The 26,289-nt window shown below is 71.1% G+C and carries 24 protein-coding genes; 10 read left to right on the top strand and 14 right to left on the bottom strand.

Annotated elements, in window-relative coordinates; genetic code table 11:
- Positions 1 to 66: 66 nt before the first annotated feature.
- Together AB0J93_RS12655 and AB0J93_RS12650 are read right to left on the bottom strand one after the other, a co-directional pair.
- On the bottom strand, positions 67 to 1,545 hold the full coding sequence (locus AB0J93_RS12655) for a glutamate--cysteine ligase (RefSeq protein ID WP_363921145.1): 1,479 nt from the start codon (positions 1,543 to 1,545) through the stop codon (positions 67 to 69).
- Positions 1,546 to 1,871: 326 nt separating this feature from the next.
- Positions 1,872 to 2,453: a YceI family protein gene (locus AB0J93_RS12650; protein ID WP_363921143.1), complete on the bottom strand. Its 582-nt coding sequence runs from the start codon at positions 2,451 to 2,453 to the stop codon at positions 1,872 to 1,874.
- A gap of 103 nt (positions 2,454 to 2,556) precedes the next feature.
- On the opposite strand from AB0J93_RS12650, the gene AB0J93_RS12645 reads away from it, so the two are divergent.
- The gene (locus AB0J93_RS12645; protein ID WP_363921141.1) at positions 2,557 to 3,108 is read left to right on the top strand and encodes a MarR family transcriptional regulator; all 552 of its coding nucleotides are present in this window, start codon (positions 2,557 to 2,559) and stop codon (positions 3,106 to 3,108) included.
- 331 nt (positions 3,109 to 3,439) lie between these two features.
- On the opposite strand, the gene AB0J93_RS12640 is transcribed toward AB0J93_RS12645, so the two are convergent.
- From AB0J93_RS12640 to AB0J93_RS12610, 7 genes are all read right to left on the bottom strand, one after another.
- Positions 3,440 to 5,923, bottom strand: coding sequence for a helix-turn-helix domain-containing protein (locus AB0J93_RS12640; RefSeq protein ID WP_363921139.1), 2,484 nt, complete (start codon positions 5,921 to 5,923; stop codon positions 3,440 to 3,442).
- A 190-nt stretch (positions 5,924 to 6,113) separates the two neighbouring features.
- Positions 6,114 to 7,268, bottom strand: coding sequence for an acyl-CoA dehydrogenase family protein (locus AB0J93_RS12635; RefSeq protein ID WP_363921137.1), 1,155 nt, complete (start codon positions 7,266 to 7,268; stop codon positions 6,114 to 6,116).
- A gap of 77 nt (positions 7,269 to 7,345) precedes the next feature.
- Entirely contained in the window at positions 7,346 to 8,878 is a 1,533-nt protein-coding gene (locus tag AB0J93_RS12630) for an acyl-CoA carboxylase subunit beta (protein ID WP_363921135.1), read from the bottom strand.
- A 235-nt stretch (positions 8,879 to 9,113) separates the two neighbouring features.
- The gene (locus tag AB0J93_RS12625; RefSeq protein WP_363921133.1) at positions 9,114 to 10,028 is read right to left on the bottom strand and encodes a hydroxymethylglutaryl-CoA lyase; all 915 of its coding nucleotides are present in this window, start codon (positions 10,026 to 10,028) and stop codon (positions 9,114 to 9,116) included.
- 182 nt (positions 10,029 to 10,210) lie between these two features.
- A complete protein-coding gene (locus AB0J93_RS12620; RefSeq protein ID WP_363921131.1) occupies positions 10,211 to 11,548 on the bottom strand; it encodes a biotin carboxylase N-terminal domain-containing protein in 1,338 nt (445 codons plus the stop codon).
- Positions 11,549 to 11,741: 193 nt separating this feature from the next.
- Entirely contained in the window at positions 11,742 to 12,368 is a 627-nt protein-coding gene (locus AB0J93_RS12615) for a TetR/AcrR family transcriptional regulator (RefSeq protein WP_363921129.1), read from the bottom strand.
- Positions 12,369 to 12,443: 75 nt separating this feature from the next.
- Positions 12,444 to 13,595 carry an FAD-dependent oxidoreductase gene (locus tag AB0J93_RS12610; protein ID WP_363921127.1) on the bottom strand — a complete coding sequence of 384 codons (1,152 nt, stop codon included), beginning with the start codon at positions 13,593 to 13,595 and terminating at the stop codon, positions 12,444 to 12,446.
- 106 nt (positions 13,596 to 13,701) lie between these two features.
- Here AB0J93_RS12610 and AB0J93_RS12605 point away from each other — a divergent pair, with 106 nt between their 5' ends.
- Complete coding sequence (locus tag AB0J93_RS12605) at positions 13,702 to 14,451, top strand: TetR family transcriptional regulator (protein ID WP_363921125.1); 750 nt, start codon at positions 13,702 to 13,704, stop codon at positions 14,449 to 14,451.
- Between the two features lie 86 nt (positions 14,452 to 14,537).
- Here AB0J93_RS12605 and AB0J93_RS12600 read toward each other — a convergent pair whose 3' ends face one another.
- Positions 14,538 to 15,428, bottom strand: coding sequence for a sulfurtransferase (locus AB0J93_RS12600; RefSeq protein WP_363921123.1), 891 nt, complete (start codon positions 15,426 to 15,428; stop codon positions 14,538 to 14,540).
- Between the two features lie 106 nt (positions 15,429 to 15,534).
- Between AB0J93_RS12600 and AB0J93_RS12595 the strand changes: the two genes are divergently transcribed.
- Positions 15,535 to 16,050, top strand: a complete 516-nt coding sequence (locus AB0J93_RS12595; protein ID WP_363921121.1) for a SigE family RNA polymerase sigma factor — start codon at positions 15,535 to 15,537, stop codon at positions 16,048 to 16,050.
- Complete coding sequence (locus tag AB0J93_RS12590) at positions 16,043 to 17,293, top strand: hypothetical protein (protein WP_363921119.1); 1,251 nt, start codon at positions 16,043 to 16,045, stop codon at positions 17,291 to 17,293. The genes AB0J93_RS12595 and AB0J93_RS12590 overlap by 8 nt, the downstream gene beginning before the upstream one ends.
- Positions 17,294 to 17,522: 229 nt before the next feature.
- Here AB0J93_RS12590 and AB0J93_RS12585 read toward each other — a convergent pair whose 3' ends face one another.
- Positions 17,523 to 18,290, bottom strand: a complete 768-nt coding sequence (locus AB0J93_RS12585; RefSeq protein WP_363921117.1) for an SGNH/GDSL hydrolase family protein — start codon at positions 18,288 to 18,290, stop codon at positions 17,523 to 17,525.
- A 128-nt stretch (positions 18,291 to 18,418) separates the two neighbouring features.
- On the opposite strand from AB0J93_RS12585, the gene AB0J93_RS12580 reads away from it, so the two are divergent.
- Both AB0J93_RS12580 and AB0J93_RS12575 read left to right on the top strand, forming a co-directional pair.
- Positions 18,419 to 19,057: a formylglycine-generating enzyme family protein gene (locus AB0J93_RS12580; RefSeq protein WP_363921537.1), complete on the top strand. Its 639-nt coding sequence runs from the start codon at positions 18,419 to 18,421 to the stop codon at positions 19,055 to 19,057.
- A 138-nt stretch (positions 19,058 to 19,195) separates the two neighbouring features.
- Positions 19,196 to 20,368 carry a hypothetical protein gene (locus AB0J93_RS12575; RefSeq protein ID WP_363921115.1) on the top strand — a complete coding sequence of 391 codons (1,173 nt, stop codon included), beginning with the start codon at positions 19,196 to 19,198 and terminating at the stop codon, positions 20,366 to 20,368.
- Between the two features lie 196 nt (positions 20,369 to 20,564).
- On the opposite strand, the gene AB0J93_RS12570 is transcribed toward AB0J93_RS12575, so the two are convergent.
- Positions 20,565 to 20,915 carry a hypothetical protein gene (locus AB0J93_RS12570; RefSeq protein ID WP_363921113.1) on the bottom strand — a complete coding sequence of 117 codons (351 nt, stop codon included), beginning with the start codon at positions 20,913 to 20,915 and terminating at the stop codon, positions 20,565 to 20,567.
- A 485-nt stretch (positions 20,916 to 21,400) separates the two neighbouring features.
- Between AB0J93_RS12570 and AB0J93_RS12565 the strand changes: the two genes are divergently transcribed.
- Both AB0J93_RS12565 and AB0J93_RS12560 read left to right on the top strand, forming a co-directional pair.
- A complete protein-coding gene (locus AB0J93_RS12565) occupies positions 21,401 to 22,210 on the top strand; it encodes a helix-turn-helix transcriptional regulator (RefSeq protein ID WP_363921111.1) in 810 nt (269 codons plus the stop codon).
- Positions 22,195 to 22,383 (top strand): DUF397 domain-containing protein, encoded by a 189-nt coding sequence (locus AB0J93_RS12560; protein WP_357582196.1) that lies wholly within the window; start codon positions 22,195 to 22,197, stop codon positions 22,381 to 22,383. Before AB0J93_RS12565 ends, AB0J93_RS12560 begins: the two co-directional genes overlap by 16 nt.
- Before the next feature lie 126 nt (positions 22,384 to 22,509).
- Here AB0J93_RS12560 and AB0J93_RS12555 read toward each other — a convergent pair whose 3' ends face one another.
- Complete coding sequence (locus AB0J93_RS12555) at positions 22,510 to 23,406, bottom strand: alpha/beta hydrolase (protein WP_363921109.1); 897 nt, start codon at positions 23,404 to 23,406, stop codon at positions 22,510 to 22,512.
- 134 nt (positions 23,407 to 23,540) lie between these two features.
- On the bottom strand, positions 23,541 to 23,978 hold the full coding sequence (locus AB0J93_RS12550) for a hypothetical protein (protein ID WP_363921107.1): 438 nt from the start codon (positions 23,976 to 23,978) through the stop codon (positions 23,541 to 23,543).
- A gap of 131 nt (positions 23,979 to 24,109) precedes the next feature.
- Between AB0J93_RS12550 and AB0J93_RS12545 the strand changes: the two genes are divergently transcribed.
- A complete protein-coding gene (locus tag AB0J93_RS12545) occupies positions 24,110 to 25,417 on the top strand; it encodes a histidine kinase (RefSeq protein WP_363921105.1) in 1,308 nt (435 codons plus the stop codon).
- Positions 25,414 to 26,073, top strand: a complete 660-nt coding sequence (locus AB0J93_RS12540; protein ID WP_363921103.1) for a response regulator transcription factor — start codon at positions 25,414 to 25,416, stop codon at positions 26,071 to 26,073. Before AB0J93_RS12545 ends, AB0J93_RS12540 begins: the two co-directional genes overlap by 4 nt.
- The last annotated feature ends 216 nt before the right edge of the window (positions 26,074 to 26,289 follow it).

Genomic DNA, 26,289 nt, shown 5'->3' with positions numbered 1-26,289 from the left:
TCTTGGTACCAGATGGCCACGCCGAGGGGCGATTCCGTGCCAAGATCGGCTAGGTTGCCGGGTCGCTCAGTCGAGCGGCCAGGTGTGCACCGGCTCGTTGGTGTACTGCAACTCCGCGTAGCGCTGGAGCGTGTGGTGCAGCGCGGCCCTCCGGTCCAGGCCCAGGTGCCGCTCGGCGGCCCACACGGTGGCGGTCTGCCAGACCGCGCCGTTGCGCCCGGTACGACAGCGTTGCTCGATGATGCCGAGCAGCCGATCCCGGTCGGCGGGGGCGACGCCGAAAGCGTCGAGGCCGGCTGCGGCGAGCGGCAACAGTGTGTCGAGCACCAACGTGGTCACCGGCACATCGCCCAGCCGCGGCCAGTGCAGGACCGCGTCCATGCCCCGGCGGGCAGCCGCGTGGAAGTTCTCCTCGGCCGAGCTGAAGGTGAGCTGGCTCCAGATCGGTCGGTCGGCCTCGGCCATGCCGCGGACCAGCCCGAAGTAGAAGGCGGCGTTGGCCAGCATGTCGACCACGGTCGGCCCGGCCGGTAGCACCCGGTTCTCCACCCGCAGGTGCGGGCGGCCGTTCATGATGTCGTACACCGGCCGGTTCCACCGGTAGACGGTGCCGTTGTGCAGCCGCAACTCGGCCAGTTCGGGAACGCCGCCGGCATGCAGGACCTCCACCGGGTCCTCGCTCTCGCAGATCGGCAGCAGGGGCGGGAAGTAGCGGACGTTCTCCTCGAACAGATCGAAGATCGAGGTGATCCACCGCTCACCGAACCAGACCCGGGGCCGTACGCCCTGGGCCTTCAGCTCGTCCGGCCGGGTGTCGGTGGCCTGCTCGAACAGGGCGATGCGGGTCTCCGCCCAGAGCTGCCGATCGTAGAGGAACGGCGAGTTGGCACCCACTGCCACCTGCGCGGCGGCGATCGCCTGGGAGGCGTTCCAGTAGTCGGCGAAGCTGTCCGGCGCCACCTGTAGGTGGAACTGGAGGCTGGTGCAGGCCGCCTCCGGCGCGATCGAGTCGTTGTGCGTACGCAGTCGCTCGACGCCCCGGATGTCGAGCTCGATGTCCTCGCCCCTGGCCCCGACGATCTGGTCGTTGAGCACCCGGTAACGCTCGTTGGTGGAGAGGTTGTCCGCCACCAGGTGTTGCTCGTTCAACGTGGGCAGAATGCCGACCAGAACGATCCGGGTGTCCGACCGCGCCGCGCGTTCGTTGGCCCGGTTGAGGCTGGCGCAGAGGTCGCGCTCGTAGTCGGCGAACCCGTTGCCGGAGATCAGCCGTGGATTGGCGTTCAGTTCCAGGTTGAACTGCCCGAGCTCGGTCTGGAAGGACGGGTCGGCGATCGCGGCGAGGATCTCCTCGTTACGCATGGCCGGTTCGGCGGCCGGGTCGACGAGGTTGAGTTCGATCTCCAGCCCGGTCATCGGCCGGTCGGCGTCGAAGCCGAAGTCGTCCAACATGAGCGCGAACACGTCCAGACAGCGACGGACCTTCTGCCGGTACCGGACCCGGTCCTCACGGGAGAAGGCGGCTCGATCGACGTCCCTGCCCATGCTTCCTCCCGGCGCGCGACGCCACGGAACGGTGCCGCTCCGCAGCGCACTGTGAACCATACTCGTTGGGAGCGCCGAGCCCAGCCGCCCCGAAGATCGGTCCATTGCCGCAGTCCACCCCGCCGTAGCGGCCGACACGTCGCCCCGACCAGGTGGGTCGCTCCCGCCTGAATACGTACCCAGTCGTACCGTCGAACCCCCGGCGACCAACGACGAACAAGTTGTGACAATTCGCACCAGCGGCCGCGGGCCCGGGTACGCGCGGAGACACCCGGACAGCCGACAGGCCCGCGCGGTGCGGGCGCGGGCCTGTCGGGGCGTACGGATCAGGACTGCCGGATGGCCTCGCCCTCGATCTCGATCTTGACCTTCTTGCCGACCAGGACGCCACCGGACTCCAGGGCGACGTTCCAGGTCAGGCCGAAGTCCTCACGGTCGATCTCGGTGGTCGCCGAGAAACCGAAGATGTCCTGGCCGAAGGGGCTGCGGCCGACACCCTCGAACTCGACCTTGAGCTCGACCGGACGAGTCACGTCCTTGATGGTCAACTCGCCGGTCAGGACGAACTCGTTGCCCTCGTGCGACTTCACGCCGGTGCTGCGGTACTCCAGCGTGGCGAACTTCTCGACGTCGAGGAACTCGGGGCTGCGCAGGTGCGCGTCCCGGTCCGCCTGGGCGGTGTTGATGCTGGCGGCCTGGATGGTGGCGGAGACCGTGGACTCCAGCGGTTCCTCGGCGATGGTGATGGTGGCGCTCGCGTCCGCGAACTCGCCGCGAACCTTACTCACCATCATGTGCCGGGCAACGAAGCCGACCCGCTTGTGCGCCACATCCAGCAGGTAGGTGCCGGCCGCCGGGATGGTGAGGCCGTTCCAGTCGCGGGTAACCGGCTCGGTGCTGCTGGTCATGAGAGACTGCCCTCCGGGAGAGATTGTTTAGTAGCCCAACGGCTGCGTCAGCAACTATAGCCTCGGCAATATTCCTTCTGTCAAGTATTGGTACGATGGACCGGTGGAAGCGAACACGTTCGACGACCCTCGAATCACGGCCGTCGGCCTGCTCTTCGAGGTGCACGCCGGGCTGGCCGCCCGATTCGCCGCCCAGCTGGAAGAGCACGGCCTGTCATCGGTCGAGTTCGAGGTGCTGACCAGACTCACCCGATCACCCGCCAACCAACTGCGGATGACCGATCTTGCTGCCCAGACCTCACTGTCCACCAGCGGCGTGACCCGGGTGGTGGACCGGATGGAACGCGACGGGTTGATCACCCGCCGTGCCTGCCCCTCCGACCGACGCAGCTCGTACGCGGTCGTCACGCCCGCCGGCCTGCGCCGGCTCGACGAGAGCCTGCCCGGACACCTTCAGCTCATCGAGGACTGGTTCACCGGGCAACTCGACCCGGCCGCGCTTACCGCACTGCTCGACGGCCTGCGCCGGGTACGTGACGCCGTGCATCCCTGCGCGACCGCCGGCAGCCGATCCGCCGCACCGGGCGAGCCCTCGGCCGAGTGCGACGAGAAGGAGGTGAGCTCGCCCGCACCGGGAGGCCAGCCGGGCCGCTGATGCACCCCTCGCGCCGCCCGTGCCAGCCGATTGTCGTCACCCTCGACGGTCTGCGAACCCTCGGTGCGCACCGGAACAGCCGAGCGTCACGGCACCGGCAGAAAGACCGGCAGAACCACGGGGTCAATAGGCGATAGCCCATCAAACCCGACAGACGGGCGGACTGCGCCTCGCTAGTCTCGCAGCGGCGGGGGCAGCGGGGGGCACCGGCGCGGGCGATGAGCGAGGGGTGGCAACAGGGGGCTTCCTCGCCCGCGCCGGCCCCGTCCCCGCCACCCGTGGTCCGTTTCGCACTCTCACCGCCCCTGCGTGGTCGGGCCGTTCCGCACTCTCACCGCCCCTGCATGGTCGGGCCGTTCCGGGTCACCGCCAGCACGTAGAGCAGTTCCTCCTCATGCTCCAGCAGCCGGATGCCGCCCTCCCGGCAGGCCACGTCCAGCCGATCGAGCACCCTCGCGTCGGAGGTGCTCGCCGCCAGCCCCACCAGAGCCTCCACCACCGTGCGCCGGTCCCGGCCGGTCTCGTCCGGCTCCGCTGCCGCGGCGAACCACTCCGCCGCGACCTCCCGGTCCCCACGATGCAGCGCCAGCTGACCCTCGATCAGTGCACCCGTGCCGTCGAGTGGACGCAGTTCGGCGAGCACCTCGGCGGCCTCGGCCGCCCGACCGTCCTGGGCGAGCGCCAGACCCAGCGTCCCCAGCACCTGTCGTCGACCGCGCGGGGTGCCCAGGTCACCGAAGGCCGTCAACACCCGGCGCGCCTCGTCGACCGCGTCGGCGTACCGGCCCTCCAGACGGAACACCTCCGCGACGGTGCCCCGAGCGAGCACCCGCAGCCGCTGCTCCGCGCACTGACCACCGAGCCGGTCCACCACGGCCAGCCGGCGACGGGCCGTGGCCAGGTCACCGAGTCTGATCTCGTGCCACGCCAGTTGATGCTGTGCGACCGCCATCTGGCGGGTCAGGCCATGCTCGGTGGCCAGGGCCAGCACCGCCTCCGCCTGCTCCCGTGCCTGGCCCGGCCGTCCGGTCGCGGCCAGCAGGACGCCGAGGACCGTCCGCGCCTCCAGTTCGCCCGGCACGTCACCGAGCCGACGGAACTCCGCCAACGCCGCGCGGGCCGTCGGCAGCTCCGCTGCGGCCGCACCGTGCTCACCGGCGAGCATCGCCACACCGACCGAGGCCCACGCGCGCAGGGCCGGATCGGCGTCGGCGGTACGCGGATCGGCCAACAGGCGCAGCAGCCACTGCCGGCCGACCACGTCCCGCCCACGTAACCGCCACCACCGGGGCAGGCTCACCGCGAGACGTAACGCGGTCAAGGGATCGTCGACCGCCGCGTACGCCAGTGCCGAGCTGATGTCGCCGGTGACCTCGTCGAGACGGTGCGCGGCGGCACCGGCACCGGCGCCCGTCAACCCCGACGCGGTCCGCTCCACCAGCCGGGTCACCACCCGCGCGTGCCGACGTCGGATCACCGTCGACTCGCCGGCACCGGACGCCTGCTCGACGGCGTAGTCCCGAACGGCGTCGACGAGCCGGAACCGGAACGAGCCACCACCTCGTACGCTCAGCAGCCCGAGGTCGAGGAAGCGGTTCAGCAGCGGCACCGGATCGACGCCGGTTCCGGCGAGCATCTCCTCGGCCAGTTCCACCGACCACCGGTTGCCGAAGGCGGCGAGCTGGCGCAGCGCCGCCCGGTCCCCGACGGCGAGCAGCCGGTAACTGGTGGCCACGGCGTCGCGCAGGGTCTCCGCCACCGCCGTGCGGGCATCGTCGCCCCGTGGCCGTGTATCCCAACCGCTGTGCGTGGCGGCCGAGGTGTCCAGATCCAGCACCCGGTCGCCGTACCGGTCGAGCAGTTCGGTGAGATCGAGCAGCCGGCCGCGCGCCGCCATCAGTTCGATCGCCAGTGGCAGCCCACCCAGCCGGCGCACCAGTGCGGCCAGCGCCGGCAACTCGGCGTCGGCCGGCGGTTCCCGCCGGACCTGGGCCAGTCGGGAGGTGAACAGGGCGACCGCCGGACAACCGGAGACGGTGGCCGGATCGGTGTCGCCCGGTGGTGGCACCTCCAACGGGGACACGGGGCGTACCCACTCGCCGGGCAGCCCGACCGGATGCCGGCCGGTGACCAGTACCCGCAGCGACGGCACCGCGCCGATGAGTCGCCGCAGGGTGCCGGCCACCGGGTCAGGTGCCCGCTCCACGGCGTCCGCCAGCAGCAGCGCCGGCCGGTCACCGAGCCGCGCGGCCAACTCGGCGTCCCGGGCCACGCCGAAGACCGTCATGACGGCGGCGTGCACGTCGGCCGCGTCCGACCCGGCACCGATCAGCACCCCGGCGACACCGCCGGGGTGGGCGGGCGCGGCCGCATGAACCGCCGCCAACGCCAGGGCCGTCTTGCCGACGCCGGCCAACCCCACCAGGCTCACCACCCGGGGACCGCGCGGATCGTTCAGCAGCGTGGCCAGCTCGCTGACATCGCGCTCCCGGCCGATCAGTTCCGGTGGTGGCGGCAGCCCCAGCGGCGTATTGACCTCGGGCTGGACGGTCGCCGGAGCGGTGCCCCGGGCAGCGGCCAGAAACGTCGCGCGGGCGGAGCCGGTCAGCCCGAGCGCCCCGGCAAGCAGCTCCACGGTGGTGCGTTGTGGCCGGGTGGAACGGCCACGTTCCAGGTCACGGACCGTCCGTACCCCGACGCCGGCACGCGCCGCCAGCTCAGCCTGGGTGGCGCCAGCAGCCAGCCGGTGCGCCCGCAGCAGCTCCGGTAGACCGGCGTGCGGCGGACCGGATTGACGATCATGACCGGGAGCCATGGGCACGGACAATACGGGCCAGGCCCGACATCGGACACGGGATCGTCGGCCACCCGACGGTGCCGCGCCGAAAGCCGACAACGACCGCCCGATGGGCAACCCAGGACGACCAGCCATCGACGTCGGCGGTCCGCTGGCCGTTGGACGTTTCCGGTCGGCACCGGCCGGAGCCGGATGCCGACCGGCCGGCTCACATCCCCAGGTCGCGAGCGATGATCATGCGCTGCACCTCGGAGGTGCCCTCGCCGATTTCCAGGATCTTGGAGTCCCGCCAGAACCGGGCCACCGGGTACTCGTTCATGAAGCCGTAGCCGCCGTGGATCTGCGTCGCCTCCCGGGCGTTGTCCACCGCGATCGTGCTCGCGTGCAGCTTGGCGATCGCCGCCTGCCGCTTGAACGGCTCGCCGGCCAGCATCCGGGCGGCGGCGTCGTAGTAGGCGAGCCGGGCGGTGTACGCCTTCGCCTCCATGTCGGCGATCTTGAACTGGATCGCCTGGTAGTTGCCGATCGGCTGACCGAAAGCGTGCCGCTCCTTCGCGTACTTGATCGACTCGTCGACGCAGCCCTGAGCGAGACCCACGGCCAACGCGGCGATGGCGATCCGACCCTCGTCGAGAATGCGCAGGAACTGAGCGAAGCCGCGACCACGCTCGCCGAGCAGGTTCTCCGCCGGCACCCGGCAGTCGTCGAAGGTCAGTTCGTGGGTGTCCGAGGCGGTCCAGCCGACCTTGGAGTAGCCCGGAGCGACGCTGAAGCCGGGCGTCCCGCTCGGCACGATGATGGAGGACAACTCCTTCGTGCCGTCCGGCCGCGTACCGGTGACCGCGGTGACGGTGACCAGGGCGGTGATGTCGGTACCCGAGTTGGTGATGAACGCCTTCGAGCCGTTGATGACCCATTCGCCGGTCGCCTCGTCCAGCACCGCCCGGGTCTCGGTGCCACCCGCGTCCGAGCCGAAGCCCGGCTCGGTCAGCCCGAACCCGGCCAGCGCCTCGCCGCTGAGCAGCCGCGGCAGCCACCGCGCCTTCTGCTCGTCGGTGCCGAACCGGTAGATCGGCATCGCGCCCAGCGACACCGCCGCCTCCAGGGTGATGGCCACGCTGGAGTCGACCCGGGCCAACTCCTCCAGGGCCAGGCAGAGGGCGAAGTAGTCGCCCCCCATACCGCCGTGCTCCTCCGCGAAGGGCAGGCCGAACAGCCCCATCTTGCCCATCTGGCGGATGATCTCGTACGGGAAGGTGTGCTGCTCGTAGTGCTCGGCGATGACCGGCGCGACCACCTCGCGGGCGAAGTCCCGCACGCTGTCGCGCAGCGCCTCATGCTCCTCGGTGAGCCGGAAGTCCATCGGGTTGCCTCCTGTGTGGACGGCCCGCGGGCGCTCGTGACGCCGGAACGGGATCGTGCTGGTGCCGGACGGACGACTCAGACCGGGGTGACGCCGTGCCGTCGCCGGGAGAAGTGCCGCTGCTTGCCGCGGGCGGCAGCGAACCGGCGCACCAGTTCCGCCCGCAGTTCCTGCGGCTCGACGATCGCGTCGACCACCAGTTCGCTGGCGAGCCGGACGATGTCGATGTCCCGCTCGTACTCGGCACGCCGGGCGGCGACGAACGCGGCCCGCTCGGCCTCGTCCTCGATCGCGGCGATCTTGTTGGCGTACACCGCGTTGACCGCGGCCTCCGCGCCCATCACCGCGATCTTCGCGGTGGGCAGGGCGATGGTGGCGTCCGGTTCGAAGCCCGGGCCGGCCATGGCGTAGAGGCCAGCACCGTACGCCTTACGCACCACCACGCAGATCTTCGGTACGGTCGCCTCGGAGATCGCGGTGATCATCTTCGCGCCGTGCCGGATGATGCCCTGCTTCTCCACCGCGCTGCCGACCATGAACCCGGGCACGTCGCTCAGGAACAGCAGCGGCACGTTGAACGCGTCGCAGAGCTGCACGAACCGGGTCGCCTTGTCGGCCGAGTCGACGAAGAGCACCCCGCCCTTGAACATCGAGTTGTTGCCGACCACGCCGACGACCTCGCCGTTCAGTCGGCCGAAGCCGATGGTCAGCTCCTTGGCCCAGAGCGCCTGGATCTCGAAGAAGGAGTCCTCGTCGAGCAGGCCCTTGACGTACCGCCGCATGTCGAACGCCTGCCGCTCGCTCGCCGGCACCAGCGCGGCGAGGTCGGCCTTTGCCGGTGCTTCGACGGCAGGGGCGGTGGGCGGCTGCTGGGTCCAGTTCGCCGGCAGGTACGACAGGTAGCGCTTCACCACGTCGAGCGCATCGACCTCGGTCTTGCAGAGGAAGTGCCCGACGCCGGACTCGGCGCAGTGCACCCGCGCCCCGCCCATCGCTTCCAGGGTCGTCTTCTCGCCGGTGACCATCTCGACCATCCGGTCCGACCCCAGATACATGCTGGCGTTGCCGTCGACCATGGCGACCACGTCACAGAACGCCGGAATGTACGCCCCGCCGGCCGCACTGGGCCCGAACAGCGCGCAGACCTGGGGGATCGATCCGGAGGCGCGGACCTGGTTCCAGAAGATCTTTCCGGCGCCACGGCGGCCGGGGAACAGCTCGACCTGGTCGGTGATCCGGGCCCCGGCCGAGTCGACCAGGTAGACCATCGGAACACCGGTGTCGTACGCCCGCTCGATGATCCGGATGATCTTCTCGACGGTGCGGGCACCCCAACTGCCGGCCTTGACCGTGGAGTCGTTTGCCATCAGGCAGACCTGACGACCGTCGATGGTGGCGGTGCCGGTGACCACGCCGTCGGCGGGCAGGCCCTCGGCGAGCGCGTTGGCGTAGAGGCCGTCCTCGACGAAGCTGCCCTCGTCGACGAGCAGCGCGACCCGCTCCCGGGCGAAGAGTTTGCCTTTCGCCGCATTCGCCGCGTGGTACTTCTCCGCGCCGCCGGCCCTGACCCGCTTGCGCAGCTGCTCCAGCGCCTCACCGTCAACCGTCACTGCGGCTCCCCACCCCAAGCAACCTGAACGATCGTTAGGCTACCCCACCCCAACCCACCCCCGCACCACCCACCACCCCCAGCCCCACCCCCACCCCCGCCCACCAGCCGTGCGCGATCTTGCACTTTCGGTCGCCGAAATGCCGGAAAACAGCGGATCTGTCCCGACCGAAAGTGCAAGATCGCGAGGCCGGGGTGAGGGTGGGGTGAGGCCGGGGTGGGGGGTTAGTGGGGGGTTAGTGGGGGGTTAGGCGGGTGCGGGGGCCGGCGCGGAGGACGCCGGAGGGGAGGCTGCGGGCGGTGAGGGCCTCGGCCAGTTCGGCGACCTCGATCAGGGCGTCCAGGTCGATTCCGGTGTCGATGCCCATGTCGTGCAGCATGTGCACCGCCTCCTCGGTGGCCAGGTTGCCGCTGGCCCCGGGCGCGTACGGGCAGCCACCCAGCCCGCCGACACTGGCGTCGAACTCGGTCACCCCGAGTTCGAGGGCGGTCAGCAGATTGGCCAACGCAGTACCCCGGGTGTTGTGGAAGTGCAGCAGCACCGGGACGTCGGCGTTGCGGTCGCGTACCGCGGTGAGCAGGTCGCGGACCCGTCGGGGCGTACCCATGCCGGTGGTGTCGCCGAACGCGACGCGGTCGGCGCCGTCGCGAACCACCCGGTCCACGATGGCGGCCACCCGCGTCGGATCGATGTCTCCCTCGTAGGGACAGCCGAAACTGGTCGCGACGATCACCTCGGCGTGGGCTCCGGCGCCGTGCAGCAGGTCGATCAGCTCGGCGATGTCGTCCAGCGACTCGTCGGTGGAGCGGTTGACGTTGCGCCGGTTGTGCGTGTCGCTGGCCGAGACGACCACCTCGATCTCGGTGAAGCCGGCGGCCAGGGCACGCTGCGCGCCGCGCGTGTTCGGCACCAGCGCCGAGTAACGCACCCCGTCGACCTGCTGCGCCCGTCGCCACACCTCGTCGGCGTCGGCCATCTGCGGAATCGCCCGGGGGTGCACGAACGACACCGCCTCGATCCGTCGTACCCCCGTACGCGAGAGCGCGTCGAGCAGCCGCACCTTGGCGTCGGTGGGGATCGGTGCCTCGTTCTGCAACCCGTCGCGCGGCCCGACCTCACGAATGGACACGTACTCCGGCATCTCCGCCATCCACCCACCTCGCTGTGACAAGCCCCCGCCCCCAACACCCCCAGCATGTCACACCCCACCACCCCCCACCCTCCACGTCCCCCCCAGTTGATCATGAAGTTGTTGCCCTCGACACGCCGGGCGGAGCACAACAACTTCATGATCAACCGGGTGGGGGTGGGGGTGGGGTGGGGTGGGGGGAGTTAGCGGAGGCGGGAGACGATTGTGGTGTCGTAGTCGCCGGAGAGGAACTCCTGGTTCTCCAGCAGCTCGGCGAAGAAGGGGAGGTTGTGCTTGGGGCCGGACAGGTCGAAGGCGACCACTGCCGTGCGGGCGCGGGCGATCGCCTCGTTCCGGTCCCGGCCGTGCACGATCAGCTTCGCCATCAGGCTGTCGTAGAACGGGGTGACGGTGTTCCCCTCGGCGTAGCCGGAGTCGACGCGTACCCCCTCGCCGGTCGGCTCCACCCAGGTCTTGATGGTTCCGGGGCCGGGCAGGAACCGCTTCGGGTCCTCGGCGTTGACCCGCAGCTCGATGGCGTGACCACGCGAGGTCAACGCGTCCGGGTCGAAGGTCGGCGGCAGGCCGGCGGCCACCCGCAGTTGCTCCTCGACCAGGTCGATGCCGTGCACCAGCTCGGTCACCGGATGCTCCACCTGGAGCCGGGTGTTCATCTCCAGAAAGAAGAACTCCCCGGAGGCCGGATCGAGCAGGCACTCGACAGTGCCCGCGTTGCTGTAGTCGACCGCCTCGCCCGCGCGCACCGCGGCGGCCAGCAGGCGGGAGCGTAGTTCCGGCGAGACCGCCGGGGAGGGCGACTCCTCCACCAGCTTCTGGTTGCGCCGCTGCACCGAGCACTCCCGCTCGCCCAGCGCCAGCACCCGGCCGTCGGCCAGGCCGAGGATCTGCACCTCGACGTGCCGCACCCGGGGGAAGTAGCGCTCCAGCAGCACCGAGCCGTCGCCGAACATCCGCTCCGCGAAGGCCCGCACCTTGTCGTACTCGGTGCGCAACGCGGCCTCGTCGACCGCCACCCCCATGCCCATGCCGCCGCCACCGGCGGCCGCCTTCACCATCACCGGATAGCCGATCTCCGCCGCCGCCGCGACCGCCGCCGCCAGGTCGGCCGCCGGCTCGGTGGTCCCGGCCGCCACCGGCACTCCGGCCGCCGCCATCAGGTTCCGCGCATTGATCTTGTCGCCCATCGCGCTGATCGCGTCCGCGCCGGGTCCGACCCAGGTCAGCCCGCTGGCCTGGACGGTACGGGCGAAGTCGGCGTTCTCCGACAGGAAGCCGTAACCGGGGTGGATGGCCTGCGCACCCGTCGACCGGGCGGCGTCGAGGATCGCCTCGGTGTTGCGGTAGCTCTGTGCCGGGTTGGCCGGCCCGACGCAGACGGCCTCGTCGGCCTCGGCGACGAACGGCAGGTCGGCGTCGGCCTCCGAGTGCACCGCGATCGCCCGCACCCCGAGCCGCCGAGCGGTACGGATGATCCGGCGGGCGATCTCGCCCCGATTGGCGACCAGCAGCGACTCGATCATGCTTCCTCCGGCGTCCAAATGGTGGGAACGCGTGCTAGGGAACCACGCCGCCCCGGGTGCAAGGAAGGGCCCCCTCTCAACGCCTGCGGTAGAGCCAGGGTCGTCGAGCCGGATGTGATGAAGCGCACCGAAGCCGGGCCGGGTCAGCTCCGAGGGCCACCCCGCATGGTCGAGGGGGACGAGTCGGCGAAGGTCAGGCGGGGTCGGTGGGGGCGAGCAGCGCGGCCAGCGTGGCGGCGCGCAGCAGCTCGGCCCGACGCCGGTGGTCGACCTCGCCGCCGAGGAACGGGGTGGAGTTCATCAGACCGAACGCGGCGTGTGCCAGCACCCGCGCCTCACCGTCGGGCAGCCCCGGGTGCAGGGCGGTCAGCACGGTGACCCACTCCTCCACGTAGAGCCGCTGAAGCCGGCGGATGCGCCGCCGGGGCTCCTCCGGCAGCCGGTCCAGTTCGTGCAGGTGCAGCGCGATGACGGCCGGATTGGCGAGCGCGAAGTCGACGTGGAAGTCGATCAGCGACTCCAGAGCGGCGCGCGGGTCACCGGGATGGGCGGCGGAACGCTGCCGACCGCCGTCGAGCAGTCCCTCGCTGACCGGCGTCAGCGCGGCGACAAGCATCGCCTCCTTGCCGGCGAAGTGGTGGTAGAGCGCCGGGCCGGTCACGCCGGCAGCCGCGCCGATGTCGTCCATCGACACACCGTGGTAGCCCCGGGAGGCGAACAGGCCCACCGCGATCTCAAGAATCTCGTCCTTGCGGGATCGGCGTCGTCCCGCCCCCGTGGCCCCGCCGTTCGCGCCCCGGGCCTGCTGCTCCACCGTCACCGGGCCAGCGTAGACCCGACTGTCGACAGCGTGGAGCCGTGGTTACCCGCCAGTCCGATTGCCGGGAACCGTGGCTCACGTCGGGCGTTGGTTGAGGCCGGAGAGCCGGAGCGCGATCCGGTGCCGCACCGGCGGCAGCACCGAGGTCAGGCGCAGCAGCAGGTCCCGGGCCGGCCGGACGGACGGGGGCACGGTGGCGAGGCGGGTCAGCCGGTCGGCGAAGCCGGCCACCTCGTGTGCGAGCGGGCGACGTCGGGCCGCGTACTCGTCCAGCCCGGTTTCGGCGGCTCCGGCGAGCACGTCGGCCAGGGTCTCGCCGAGGTCGACCGCGTCGCTGATGCCGAGGTTCATGCCCTGCCCGCCGGCCGGGCTGTGCACGTGTCCGGCGTCGCCGGCCAACAGCACCGGCCCGGAGCGGAACGTCCCGGCGACCCGTCGGTGCAGCCGGAAGCGCGAGGACCAGAGCACCTCCCGCACCTGGTCCGGCCGTCGCCGGGGACCGCGCTCGTCGAGCAGGCGTTGCAGGTAGGGCGCGTCCGGCTCGGCGGGCGGATCGGTGACGGTGGCGACGAGGCGTACCCGCCCGTCGGGCAGCGGTGCCCAGACCAGCGGCCCGCCCCGGGCGAGGAAGATCGACGCGCCGTCGCGGGGCAGGCCGCTGTCGACGCGTACGTCGGCCAGCACGAACGACTCCTCGGTGCCGGCCGGCCCGGTGAAGGTGATGCCGGCCAGCTCACGGACGGTGCTGTTGATGCCGTCGGCGCCGACCACCCACCGGGCGCGCACGCTCGTGCCGTCGAAGTCGGCCACCGCGCCGTCGCCGTCGCGGCGCAGACCGGTGAGCCGGTACGGGCGCAGCACCCGCACGCCGGCCTCGGCCAGCCGGTCGGTGAGCACCTCCTCGGTCACCGACTGGGAGACCATCAACGCGTACCGGTGGCGGCTGGGCAACCCGCCGAACGGCACGGTGACCAGCACCCGGTCCCGGTCGCGGACGCTGAACCGGGCCGACCGCAGCCCTCGGGCCACCAGCGTCTCGCCGGCTCCGATCCGGTCGAGCACCTCCAGGGTGTACGCGTGGACGACTGCGGCCCGCGAGGTCACCGCCGGTTTCTCCCGCTTGTCGACGACTGTCACCTCGACCCCTCGGCGGGCCAGGGTGAGCGCGGCGGTGAGCCCCGTCGGGCCCGCGCCGACGACCAGGACGTCCGTTCGTTCGGGCAGCATGACGACCTCCTCGGCGGGATGCCAACAAGTGTTGGCCAACGCTTGTTGGCAACGTTAGGCCGCCCCGGATTGGGAAGTCAACAATCGTTGGCATACCGTCGGTCACATGACGGAGGGCGTACCCGAGCGGGCTCAGCAACCGGTCGCGGAGCCGGCGGCCGACGGCGGACGCCGCGACGACGCGGGGCCAGCGGCGTCCGGCGCCGGACGGCGGAGCACGGCGTCGGGCGGCGGAGGCCGCAGCCCGGAGACGCCGCCCGGCGGCGGACGCCGCAGCCCGGAGACGCCGCCCGGCGGCGGACGCCGCAGCTCGGAGGCGACCCGCGCGGCCATCCTGCGGGCCGCCCGCGACCGCTTTGCCGCCGACGGGTACGACCGGGCGACGATCCGGGCCATCGCCGCGGACGCGCGGATCGACCCGTCGATGGTGATGCGGTACTACGGCAGCAAGGAGAACCTGTTCGCCACGGCGGCCGAGTTCGACCTGCGGCTGCCCGACCTGAGCGGCGTGCCGGCCGATCGCCTCGGCACCGCGCTGGTCAGCTACTTCTTCACCCGATGGGAGGGCGACTCGACCCTGCCGGCGCTGCTGCGCACGGCGAGCACCAACCCGAGTGGGGCGGAGCGGGTACGCGCCATCTTCGCCACCCAGCTCGGCGTGGCGGTCGGCCGGGTGGTCGCCGACCCCGACGAAGCGCCCCGGCGCGCCGGACTGGTCGCCAGCCAGCTGCTCGGCGTCGCCCTGACCCGCTACGTCCTGCGCCTGCCCCCGATGGTCGACATCTCCCCCACCGAGCTGATCACCTGGCTAGCCCCCACCATCCAGCGTTACCTACGCGCCCCAGCCCCCCGCTGACCCCCTGACCCCACTGCGTTGATCATGAGGTTAGCGGCAGAATTGATGATCAAATACGCCGCTAACCTCATGATCGATCAACGAGGTTATCTCGGGTTGGGGCCCTTGACGACGGGGGCGCGGACGAGGTTGCCCCACTCGGTCCAGGAGCCGTCGTAGTTGCGCACCTTCGGGTAGCCGAGCAGGTGCCGCAGTACGAACCAGGTGTGGCTGGACCGTTCGCCGATCCGGCAGTAGGCGATCACGTCGTCGTCCGGCGTCAGCCCCAGCTGGTCGGCGTAGATGCCACGCAGCTCGTCGGCCGGCTTGAAGGTGCCGTCGTCGTTGGCGGCGGACTTCCACGGCTTGCTCACCGCGCCGGGGATGTGACCGCCGCGCAGCGCACCCTCCTGCGGGTAGTCCGGCATGTGCAGCATCTCGCCGGTGTACTCGCCCGGCGACCGCACGTCGACAAGCGGCCGGCCGGCGTCAACGTGCGCCGACACCTCCTCGCGAAACGCCCGCACCGGCGCGTCGTCGCGCTGCGGCACCGGATACTCCGCCCGGGGCCGGGTCGGCTTGTCGCGGGTCAGCTCCCGCCCCTCGGCGATCCACTTCTGCCGGCCGCCGTCCAGCAGCCGTACGTCCGAGTGACCGAAGAGAGTGAAGACCCAGAGGGCGTACGCGGCCCACCAGTTGAAGTTGTCGCCATAGAAGACGACCGTATCGTCACGGCCGATGCCCTTGGCGGCGCAGAGTTCGGCGAACCGTTCGGCGTCCAGGTAGTCCCGGGTCACCTGGTCGTTCAGCTCCAGGTGCCAGTCGACCTTGACGGCACCCGGGATGTGACCGCTGTCATAGAGCAGTACGTCCTCGTCGGACTCGACGACCACGAGACCGTCGTCGCCCAGATGCTCGGCCAGCCAGTCGGTGGTGACCAGTCGCTGCGGGTCCGCGTACGACTGAAGTCGGGGATCGGGATCGTTCGGCACAGACATGGTCCCCAAAGTACGCCGCGCTCCGCTCGGCCATCGGAATTCGGGTGCAGCGAATGTGGTCCGCCAGGCGTGACACTCCTGACTGCCGCCGAACACAAGGACCGCCATGACCGCAGCGCCACCAGGGGCCGACCCACCGCCGGTGGACTTCAGCGAGTTCTACCAGGCGCACTTCCAGCGGGTGGCGGTGCAGCTCTACGCGTACCTCGGTGATCACGCCGAGGCGCAGGACCTCACCCAGGAGGCGTTCTGCCGGACGCTTGAACGCTGGGAGCGGATCAGCGCGTACGACGATCCGTCGGCTTTCGTCCGCCGGGTGGCCTGGAACCTGGCCACCAGCCGGCTCCGTCGGGTCCGTACCGCCGTCCGTCACCTGGCGCGACAGCGGGAGGAACACGTACCCGGTCCGGGCCCGGACCGGGTGATGCTGCTGGAGGCGCTCACCATCCTGCCCGCCGCTCAACGCCGGGCGATCGTCCTGCACCACCTGGCCCAGCTCACCGTCGCGGAAATCGCCGACCAGCTCGGCGTACCGGAGGGGACCGTCAAGTCCTGGCTTTCGCGGGCCCGCGCGGCCCTGGCCCGTCACCTCACCGAACGGCAGGAGGCCGGCCGTGCGTGAGATCAACCTGGACCAGCTGTTCGCCGAGTTCGAGGCGACCGCCGCACCGACCTTCCGCCCGCCCGGCATCGCGGACCTCCAACGCCGGATGCGCCGCCGCCGGAGTTGGCGGAGCCTGCTGGCTGGGCTGGTTGTGCTGCTGCTGACCGGGCCGGGCGTGTACGCCACCGCCGGTCTGGACGCCGACCGTGACCCACCCGACCCGGCCCCGTCACCGACCCCGGACGGCCAGGTGATCGAGCGGAAGGTGAACCCGCTGGGGGTCGCGGGCAGGTTGGCCGATTTACGTTTCGTCGACGCCCGGCACGGCTGGGCTCTCTTCGACACCTGCAGTCCCGAGGACACCGACCGGACCGGCTGCCGGATCGACCTCGCGCGTACCGCCGACGGGGGTGCGACCTGGCAGCGCACGCCGCTGCCGGACACGGCGAACAACCCCCGATGGGCCGGACCGTACTACCTGCTACCGCTGGACGGCCGGAACCTGACCGTTGGCGTACCCGACGGCTACCTGGTCACCACCGACGGCGGTGCCTCCTTCACCGAGCATCCTCGGGAGTCCCCGCCCGAGGTCACCCGGCTCGCCGTGGCCACCCGCCGCGGGTACCTGCTCCAGTGCCCGGGCAGCGGACCATTGATCGAGATCAACTGCGCCGAGTGGGAACTGGCTCGGATCGGTGCGGCGGGCGTGCTCACCCAGCCCCCGGTGACCCTGAGCGGCGAGGCCGAGAAGGGACTGATCGACGGCGGTGACGGTCGAATCTGGGTGACCTTCCGAAACGGTGGTCCGCTGACCGTTGCGGTCAGTCACGACGACGCCGCGACATGGGAGAAGTTGCCCGCCGTCTCGGGTGCCACCCAGTTGCTGGTCTCCCCCGACGGCCGCGACGCATGGCTGGTGAGCCTGACCCATGCGGATTTCGACACATCGGCCGCGAAGCGGGTGTGGCGAATGGTCAGTGACCGGTGGCAGGAGCGGACACAGCTGCCGCCCGACACGAACTCCGTCGCCGCGGTCAACGGTGGCCTGCTGGCGGTGACCAACATGTGGGGCAACGTGGGCTACTGGACGGGCGACCGCTATCTCGATGTCCCGGAACTCCGCCGCCGCCTCACCAGCGGCGAGCACCCTCCGACGGTGCAGGTGCTCCCCGACGACACCATCGTCGTCACCACCCCGACCGACACCACCCTCGGCACCGGCCCCACCCAAACAAGAACCTGGATCCGCCACCTCCACTGACTGCCCACCCCGACCCCCACCCACCCCACCCAGCCCCACCCACCCCACCCAGCCCCACCCACCCACCCCCGCCCAGCCCAGCCCACCCCCGCCCCCGCCCAGCCCCGTTGATCATGAAGTTATTGTCCGATTTGGAGATCAACTAGGGTAATAACTCCATGATCAACCCGGAGGGGTGGGGCACGAGGGGGTGGAGGGGGGAGGGGGGAGGGGGGAGGGGGGAGGGGGGTTAGTCGGTTAGGGGGGTGAGGGTGGGGCGTTTGGCGGTACGGGTGTCGCCGGAGGAGCGGCCGGTCAGGCGGCGCCTGATCCAGGGGGCCAGATGTTGACCGGCCCAGCGGAGATCGGCGGTGCGGGCGGAGAGCCAGGGGGTGGGCTCCGGGTTCGGTGGGACGAGCAGCCACTCCTCGTCGCAGCCGACGCCGAGAGCGTTGAGCACCTGGCCGGCGACGCGGCGGTGCCCGGCCGGAGACAGGTGCAGCCGGTCGGTGCTCCAGAGCATCGGGTTCAGGTACGTGTCGTCGGCGTACAGGTCGACCAGGATGGCGCCGTGCCGCTCGGCGGTCTCCCCTACAGCACGGTTGAGCAGGGCGACCCGGGGCGCGATCAGCCGTTGGCCGGGCAGCCGCGCCATCACGTCGGCGAACCGGAACAGCAGCACGTCGGCGCCGCCGCTGCGCAGCCGCCCGACCACCTCATCGAAACGGGTGACCAGGGTATCCGGGTCGAAGCTGCGACGCAGCACGTCGTTGCCACCCGCCGCGAAGCTGATCAGGTCGGGCTTCATCGCCAGCGCCGCCGGTGCCTGCTCGGCTACCACGCTCGGGAAGGTCCGCCCCCGGATGGCCAGGTTGGCGTACGTGAAGTCCGGCCCGGCCTCGGCGGCGAGCCGGGTGGCCACCAGATCCGCCCAACCCCGGAAACTGCCGTCCGGATACGCGTCGTCCAGACCCTCGGTGAAGCTGTCCCCGACCGCGACGTAACTGCGCCAGCGCACTGCTCACTCCTCCGACCTGCGAGTAGGGAAGGAACCCCTGCCTACCACCGGAAGTTTTGCACCGGCCACCCTCCTGGCGGTGCCCCGTACGGGGGAACGTGGCGGACGTCATCGACACTGCACGGGTGATGGTGTCCATCTCCACCGGGCGGGTGCAGCTGACCGATCGACGGACCGAGCGCCGGTGGTCGGTCGAGGTCGAGGCGTACCAACTCGCCGCCTTCCCGGTCACCCAGGCCGAGTACGCGCAGGTCACCGGGGAGCGTCCCAGCGCCTCCGCCGGTGACCGTCGGCCGGTCGAGAGCGTCTCCTGGTGGGACGCGATCCGGTTCTGCAACGCCCGCTCGGCGCGGGAAGGGCTGCGGCCGGCGTACCGGGTCGACGGCGAACACGTCGACTGGGACGTCGCCGCCGACGGCTACCGCCTGCCGACCGAGGCCGAGTGGGAGTACGCCTGCCGGGCCGGCACGACCGGCCCCCGGTACGGACCGCTCGACGACATCGCCTGGTACCGCGACAACTCCGGCGGACGCCTCCATGAGGTCGGCGGCCGACAACCCAACGCCTGGGGCCTGTACGACATGTTGGGCAATGTGTGGGACTGGTGCTGGGACGTCTACGACGCGGAGGTCTACGGCAGCTACCGGGTGCTCCGGGGCGGCGGATGGTTCGACGAGCACTGGAGTTGCCGCGCCTCGGTACGCCGCCGCAGCCATCCGACCTTCACGGTCGATGACGTGGGCTTCCGGGTGGCGCGCTCCGGCTGAGCGGGGTATCGCGCAGCGACGCTGTAGCAGATAGTGTCCTGATCCGCACAGTCCGCGCACCCGAAGGGTTCTGTTGTGGTCGCTGGTCGTCGGTGGCTGTCGCAAACAGTCGCAACCGCACTGCTTCTCCTTGCCGGAATGGCTGTCCCCGCCGCTCCCGCCTCGGCGGCGGATGTGGACGAGATGTTCACCTACGACCTGACCAGCACGACGATTCCGCTCGGGGTCAGGAAGAAGCGGATCCACCTCAGATTCACCAATCTGACCGACAAGACCCCGGTCGCCGTCGAATTCCACGTCCATCCCGTCGGTCCTGACTGGTACGACAAGGCATCCGTGGAGTGGCCGGAACGCGGTGGCTCCGGCGAGTGCGACGGCGACTACGACAGTTGGTACTGCTATGTCAGCGCACCCGTGGTCCCGGAGTTGCTGCCGGCGCCGGGTGGGACGGTGGACCTTCCGATCGACGTTTACGTCCGGGAGAAGCATGAGCCTTTCGAACGCTCGTTCCGGATCAAGGTCGGTATGGCCCTGACCAAATATGACAAGATGCAGTTCAGCGACTACCGGCTGATCACGCTGAGCTTCGTCAACGATCTTGAGGCTGACCTGGCGGTGGTGGCGCCGGACGTGAAGCAGTCGGTACGCGTCGGCGCGGGCGGCAGTCTCGAACCCACCGGGGCGTTGAACCCAGGCGAGACGGGTGTGCTGCGGTACCGGATCGTCAACCAGGGTCGCAAGGCGGTCAGTGGCGTCAAGGTCACGCTGCGGCTGCCGGAGAACGTGACGTTCACCCGGCCGTCGCAGGAGTGTGTGATTGACGACGACGGACGGTCGGTGGTCTGCACCTACGACACGCTCGCGCTGGTGCCGGCCGTCGAGGACACCGACCCGACAGACGGCATCCACTCCGCCGTCGAGTTGCGTCACCTCGTGGCGGTGCCGGCCGACCTCACGGCACCGGTCACCCTGACCGGCGGGATCGTGCAGGTCGAGGGCTTGACCGAGGGCCCGGCCGACCGGCTGGACACACAGTCCACTCCGGAGCGCACCGTCCTACCGGCCAACGCCGTCGCCGTACCGGCGGCCGATCTGGACGCCAGTGACAACCAGGACGGGTACGCCGTCGTGGTCGCCGGCAAGAAGGACGACGGCAACGGTGGCGGGGGTGGTCTGCCGGTGACCGGGCCGCAGGCCGGGCTGTTCGCCGGTGCCGGCCTCGCCATGGTCGCGGCGGGCGTCGTGCTGCTGCTCGCCCGACGCCGCCGCTCGGTCGCCTTCGTCTCCGGCGAGGACACCACCGCCTCCTGATCCGTCCGCCGGCCCTGGGCTAGTCAGTCCCAGCCGGCCGGTCAACCCGGGCCGGCCGAGCGGGGCTGGTCAGCCTCGGGCCGGCCGGTTACCGAACCCGCCGACCTCGGATCGGCAAACATCGCGCACGCCAGCTCCGGGCCCACAGCTCCGGGCCCGCATCGGCGTGGGCCGACTCAGGTCCGGTCGGCCCGGGTCAGGTGGTGCGGCAGCGGCCGGTGCAGGCCGGGGGCAGGGCGACAGCCGGGCGACGGTACGGGCCCCAGGCCACGAAGCGCTGGAACAGCTCGCGCGGGGTGGGGCCGCCCTCCGGGTCCAACCGGAACAGGTCGTGGGTCGCCTCGTAGTAGAGCCCGGACAGGTAGACGGCCAGGTCGAGCCAGCGGTTGTCGTACTCGACCCGCAGCAGCAGCCGGGCCTCGGCGCATGGCCAGGACAGCCCGCAGGCGCGGCACAACCAGAGCGGGCGTAGCGGCAGATGCTGCGGCCCGTCCAACGGATGTCGCCGGGGCCGCTCGGCCGCCGGTCCGCGACGCGCAACGGGCATCCCCGCAGCCCGACCACGAGACGGTACGGCCGACTGCCGCGCCAGGTCACCACGCTCTACCTCTGGCTGTGCGTCCGAACAACCAAGCGGCACGGCCGGCTGCGGTTCCGCGCCGGCATCGACTGGTGCCGGCGGTGCGGCCGGCTCAGTTCCCGGGCCGGTGCCGGCCGGTGCCGCTCGCCCTGACTGCTGGGCCTGCTCCAGGATTCGGTCGGCCGGGCCGTCGACGCCGTCATGTCGCGGTGGCTGGTTCGGGGCGGGCATCGGCACCTCCGGTGGCTAAGGGAAGGGGCCGCCCCGGCACGGGGGATAGCGGGGGCGGCCCCGTTGCAGCCCCACCCCGTCCCCGATGGATGGGAGCAGGACCGCCAGGTGACAGTGTGGTGACCGCACGACTACTGCCGGAAGGCATCGACGCCGGCCGTGGCGCGACCGATGCCCGGCCGGGAAGCCCACTTGAGCAGCCGATCGATCGTGGAGGCAGTGTGGAATCCGAGCCAACCGCCGAACTGATCCGGGCACAATTGCGCCGGCTGCGGCTGGCCGCCGATCTGACCCAGGAGGATTTCGGCAAGCAGGTGCACTTCTCCGGCTCGCAGATCTCCGCGATCGAGCTGGGGCAGCGCCCGTTCGACAGGCTTTTCCTCAAGCGGGCCGACGAGGTGCTGAACAGCGACGGCCTGCTGCTGGGGCTGCTGCGCATCGCCGAGCTGCACGGCCAGCCACACTTCCTGCGCCCCTGGCTGGACGCCGAGCGCGTCGCTCAGCAGTTGCGCTGCTACCACCCGACGCTGGTCCCCGGTCTGCTCCAGACCGAGCACTACGCCCGCGCGGTGATCCGGTCCGACGACATGCTCAGCGACGAGGAGGTGGAGCGGCGGGTGGCGGTACGGATGGATCGGCAGGCGATCCTGACCCGACCGGACCCGCCGATCCTGATCGCAGTGATCGAGGAGGCGGCCCTGCGCCGAGCCGACGAGAGTTTCCGGGGCATCATGACGCAGCAGATCGGGCACCTGCTCGACTGCGTGAAACGCGGCGGCGTGCTGATCCACGTCATCTCGGCCGAGGTCAGCGTGCACGCCGGCCACGCCGGCCCGCTGACCCTGGCTCGGGGGGCCGACGGCGACTGGGTCGGCTACCTGGAGAACCAGGTCGGCGGCGCGACAATCGACAGGGCCGAGGAACTCGCTACCCTGCACGCTATGTGGGAGGGAATCCGCAGTGTGGCCCTCCCCAAAGGACAGTCCGAGCTGCTGATGAAGGAAGTGATGGAGTCATGGTCCACGATCTGACCGGCGCGACCTGGCGCAAGTCCACCCGCAGCGCCAGCAGCGAGTGCGTCGAGGTGGCCGACAACCTGCCCGGCGTGGTCGGCGTACGCGACAGCAAGGACGCCGCCGGCCCGGTGCTCACCTTCGCCCCCACCGCCTGGCGTCGCTTCGTCGCCCACGCCAAGCTCCGCTGACCGCTGACCGCTGACCGCTGACCGCTGACCGCTGACCGCTGACCCGCTGGTCCGCCAACCCGCCGACCACTGAGCGCTGGGCGCTGAGCGCTGCCTCGCCCACCCGCTGGTCCGCTGACCCGCTGGTCAGCGGGAGGCGACCGCCAGCACCGCGTCGACGAAGGCCTGCGGTGCCTCCTGCGGCAGGTTGTGCCCCACCCCGCCGGTGACCGTGCGGTGTTCGTACGGGCCGGTGAACTGCTTCGCGTACGCCTCGGGTGGCAGGTGGGGTGCGCCGTTGGCGTCCCCCTCCAGGCTGATCGTCGGCACGGTGATCGGCGGTTTGCCGGCCAGCCGTTCCTCCAGATCCGCGTACTGCGGCTCTCCGTCGGCGAGGCCCAGCCGCCACCTGTAGTTGTGGATGACGATGTCCACGTGATCCGGGTTGTCGAACGCCGCCGCGCTGCGGTCGAAGGTGGCGTCGTCGAAGTCCCACTTCGGCGAGGCCGTCTGCCAGATCAGCCTGGCGAAGTCGCGGGTGTTCCGCGCGTAACCCTCCCGACCGCGTTCGGTGGCGAAGTAGTACTGGTACCACCAGGCGTGCTCGGCCACCGGGGGCAGCGGTACCCGGCCCGACGCCTGACCGTCGATCAGGTAACCGCTCACCGCGACCAGGCCCCGGCAGCGTTCCGGCCAGAGTGCGGCCACGATGCCGGCGCTGCGGGCACCCCAGTCGAACCCGGCCAGGGTCGCCCGCTCGATCTCCAGCGCGTCGAGGAACGCGACGGTGTCGACCGCGAGGGCGGCGGGCTCGGCGTTGCGCACCGCGTCAGCCGACCGGAACCGGGTTGTGCCGTGCCCGCGCGCGTAGGGCAGGAGCACCCGGTGACCGGCGCTGGTCAGCAGCGGCACCGTCTCGGCGAAGCTGTGGATGTCGTACGGCCAGCCGTGCAGCAGCAGCACCACCGGACCGTCCGGTGGACCGGCGTCGACATAACCGACATCAAGTACGCCGGCCTCAACCTTCCGCACGTCAGTGAACAACGCCCCACCCCGCCCCGGCCAACCACTCCCGCCTCATAACCGAACCTAGGACGTCGCGACGCTCACCGAGACCGCTTCCGCAGATCTTGGTCCGGGAACGCCGCTGGAAGGGCGCTGCCGGACCAAGATCCTCCTCAGGGACGCTGGCGGGAGAGGGCCCAGGCGATCACGCCCGCGACGACGCCGACGATGACGCCGGTGAAGAGGCTGCTGATCGCGGCGAAGAACCGCACGATGACGGCTTGGGCTCCCGGCGCGAGATCGGTCAGGTTGCCGCCGAGGGTCGGCTGCTCGTCGAAAGCGACGTGCCAGAGCAGCTGATGGGTCAGGGCCAGCAGGACGCCGTACAGCAGACCGACGACGAGCAGGGTCAGGAACGGGTTGGGCACCCGCTTCGCCAGCGCCACGGCGATCCACACGATCGGCGGTACGACCACCAGGAGCAGGTTGACGAAGGTGCGCTCGTGTACCAGACCCAGGTCGTGCAGCACCACCCGAGGCAGGCCGAGCAGTGCCAACCCGAGCAGGGTGAGCAACGGAAGCCCGAGAGCCGGGCGAGGTGACGTGTTCATGCCGGCAACGCTAGGAACGATCGGTGGCCGCGCCATCTGTCAGCGGACCCGGTCACGGTACGTCGGTAGGCGATCCCCGATGTCGCCTTCTGACGACTCCGACCGGCCCGACCTCGCCGTACGCTGATTTCGTGGCCGGCCAGTCGACGCAGCGGAGGGTACGTCCCTGGGTCACCGACGTGCTCCTCGGCGCGGGCGTCGCCCTCACCGTGTCGATCGTCATCACCGCGAACGAGGGTGGCCGGCACGGGCCGGACCAGGTCGCGTACCTGTGGGCGGTCGGTCTGGGCGCGTTGATGCTGGTCCGGCGACGCTACCCGGTGGTGGTGCTGGCCGTCAGCGTGCTCGGCCTGTTCGCCTACTACGCCGCCGGCTACCCGGCCATCGGCCTGGCCGTGCCGGTCGCCGCCGCCCTGTTCTCCGCAGCCGAACGCGGCCGGATCGCCGCCTCGATCGCCGCCGCCGTGCTGGTGATCGTGGTCTCGGTGGTCTTCCGGCTCGCCGAAGGGCAGGACTTCTCCTTCGTCGTCGGCTACGAGCTGGCCGGGCACGTCCTGCTGATGGGTGCGGCGATCGCCCTCGGCGACAGCCTGCGGTCCCGGCGGGCCGCGCAGGCGGACGCCCGACGGATCGCCGAGCTGACCGAGGCCCGGTACCGCCAGGAGGCGCAGACCCGCCTCCGGGACGAGCGGATGGCCATCGCCCGCGACCTGCACGACAGCCTCGGCCACACCACCTCGGTGATCGCGCTGCACGCCGACGTCGCCCGGGAGGCGCTGGGCCGTGACGAGGCCGCCGCCCGGTCGGCGTTGGCGCTGATCCGGTCCACCGCCCACCGCAGCATGGACGACCTGCGGCGCACGGTGACCCTGCTGCGGTCACCGGGCGACCCGCCACGCACCGTCGTCTCGCTGGCCAACCTCGACGCGGTCACCCGAGCTGCCTCGGCCGCCGGGTTCGACGTCGACGTACGGGTGGCCGTCGACACGCCCCTGCCGGCGCCGGTGGAGGCCGCCGCGTTCCGGATCGTGCAGGAGGCGGTCACGAACGTGGTCCGGCACTCCGCCGGCAGCCGCGTAGAGATCCACGCCGAGCAGCACGGCGATCAGCTCACCGTCACCGTCACCGACACCGGCTCCGACCCGACCCCCAACGCAGAGCCGACACGCAACGCAGAGCCGACACGCAACGCAGAGCCGACACGCAACGCAGAGCCGACACGCAACGCAGAGCCGGCACGCAGCGCTGAGCTGGCCAAGCCGCCGGCCCACCGGGATGCCGCGAACGGCCTGGTCGAGCCGCCAGCGCTGGCCCGGTCCGGGCACGGCATCGCCGGGATGCGGGAACGGGCCGAGAGCCTCGGCGGCACACTCACCGCCGGGCACCGGCACGCGGGTTTCGTGGTACACGCGGTGCTACCCCTGGCGGAGCCGGCATGACAAGCGTGCTGGTGGTCGACGACCAGGATCTCGTCCGAGCCGGGATACGCACCCTGCTGGCGGCCGACCCGCAACTCACCGTGGTCGGCGAGGCTGCCGACGGCCGCTCAGGTCTGCGCCTGGCCCGCCAGTTGCGGCCGGACGTCGTACTCATGGACATCCGGATGCCGGTGATGGACGGCCTGGCCGCCACCGCGGCCATCCGCGCCGACGACACCCTGGCGGCCACCCGGGTGCTGATCCTCACCACCTTCGACGACGACGAGGACATCATCGAGGCGGTCGGCCTCGGTGCCGCCGGCTACCTGCTGAAGGACACGCCCTCGGACGACCTGCGGCGGGCGGTGCACACCGCCGCGGCCGGCGGGAACCTGCTCTCGCCGACGGTCGCCCGCCGGGTCATGGAGCGGCTCGCCGCCACGCCGAAACAGCCGCCGCCCGATCCTCGGCTGTCCGTGCTCACCGACCGGGAACGTGCCGTACTGGCCCGGGTCGGGCTGGGTGAGACGAACGACGAGATCGGCCGCGCGCTGTTCATCAGCCCGGCCACCGCCCGCACCTACGTCAGCCGCCTCCTCACCAAGCTGAACGCCCGCGACCGCACCGCCCTAGCCGTGATCGCCCACCGCGCCGGCCTAACGACCCCCCACCCATAACCCCCACCACCCCCCGCACCCACCCCAGGCCCCGCCCTTTGCGCGTTGATCAAGAAGTTTTGGTCGGGAAGCGGCCGATCCACGACCAAAACTTCTTGATCAACGCGCCGGGGACGCGCCGGGGACGCGCCGAGGGCACGCCGGGGGACCGCCGGGGACGGCCAGCCCGGCCCGGCCGCGAGCACCAGCATCGGCCGGTTCGGCGCGGTGAGCAGG

The organism is Micromonospora sp. NPDC049374, assembly GCF_040677165.1.
Lineage (GTDB): Bacteria > Actinomycetota > Actinomycetes > Mycobacteriales > Micromonosporaceae > Micromonospora.
This window is presented reverse-complemented; position numbering and strand designations above follow the sequence as displayed.

Coding starts and splice junctions, on each gene's coding strand:
- AB0J93_RS12655 (WP_363921145.1), bottom strand. CDS start 1,545: ATGGGCAGGGACGTCGATCGAGCCGCCTTCTCCCGTGAGGACCGGGTC.
- AB0J93_RS12650 (WP_363921143.1), bottom strand. CDS start 2,453: ATGACCAGCAGCACCGAGCCGGTTACCCGCGACTGGAACGGCCTCACC.
- AB0J93_RS12640 (WP_363921139.1), bottom strand. CDS start 5,923: ATGGCTCCCGGTCATGATCGTCAATCCGGTCCGCCGCACGCCGGTCTA.
- AB0J93_RS12635 (WP_363921137.1), bottom strand. CDS start 7,268: ATGGACTTCCGGCTCACCGAGGAGCATGAGGCGCTGCGCGACAGCGTG.
- AB0J93_RS12625 (WP_363921133.1), bottom strand. CDS start 10,028: ATGGCGGAGATGCCGGAGTACGTGTCCATTCGTGAGGTCGGGCCGCGC.
- AB0J93_RS12620 (WP_363921131.1), bottom strand. CDS start 11,548: ATGATCGAGTCGCTGCTGGTCGCCAATCGGGGCGAGATCGCCCGCCGG.
- AB0J93_RS12610 (WP_363921127.1), bottom strand. CDS start 13,595: ATGCTGCCCGAACGAACGGACGTCCTGGTCGTCGGCGCGGGCCCGACG.
- AB0J93_RS12605 (WP_363921125.1), top strand. CDS start 13,702: ATGACGGAGGGCGTACCCGAGCGGGCTCAGCAACCGGTCGCGGAGCCG.
- AB0J93_RS12600 (WP_363921123.1), bottom strand. CDS start 15,428: ATGTCTGTGCCGAACGATCCCGATCCCCGACTTCAGTCGTACGCGGAC.
- AB0J93_RS12595 (WP_363921121.1), top strand. CDS start 15,535: ATGACCGCAGCGCCACCAGGGGCCGACCCACCGCCGGTGGACTTCAGC.
- AB0J93_RS12580 (WP_363921537.1), top strand. CDS start 18,419: ATGGTGTCCATCTCCACCGGGCGGGTGCAGCTGACCGATCGACGGACC.
- AB0J93_RS12575 (WP_363921115.1), top strand. CDS start 19,196: ATGGCTGTCCCCGCCGCTCCCGCCTCGGCGGCGGATGTGGACGAGATG.
- AB0J93_RS12570 (WP_363921113.1), bottom strand. CDS start 20,915: ATGCCCGTTGCGCGTCGCGGACCGGCGGCCGAGCGGCCCCGGCGACAT.
- AB0J93_RS12560 (WP_357582196.1), top strand. CDS start 22,195: ATGGTCCACGATCTGACCGGCGCGACCTGGCGCAAGTCCACCCGCAGC.
- AB0J93_RS12550 (WP_363921107.1), bottom strand. CDS start 23,978: ATGAACACGTCACCTCGCCCGGCTCTCGGGCTTCCGTTGCTCACCCTG.
- AB0J93_RS12540 (WP_363921103.1), top strand. CDS start 25,414: ATGACAAGCGTGCTGGTGGTCGACGACCAGGATCTCGTCCGAGCCGGG.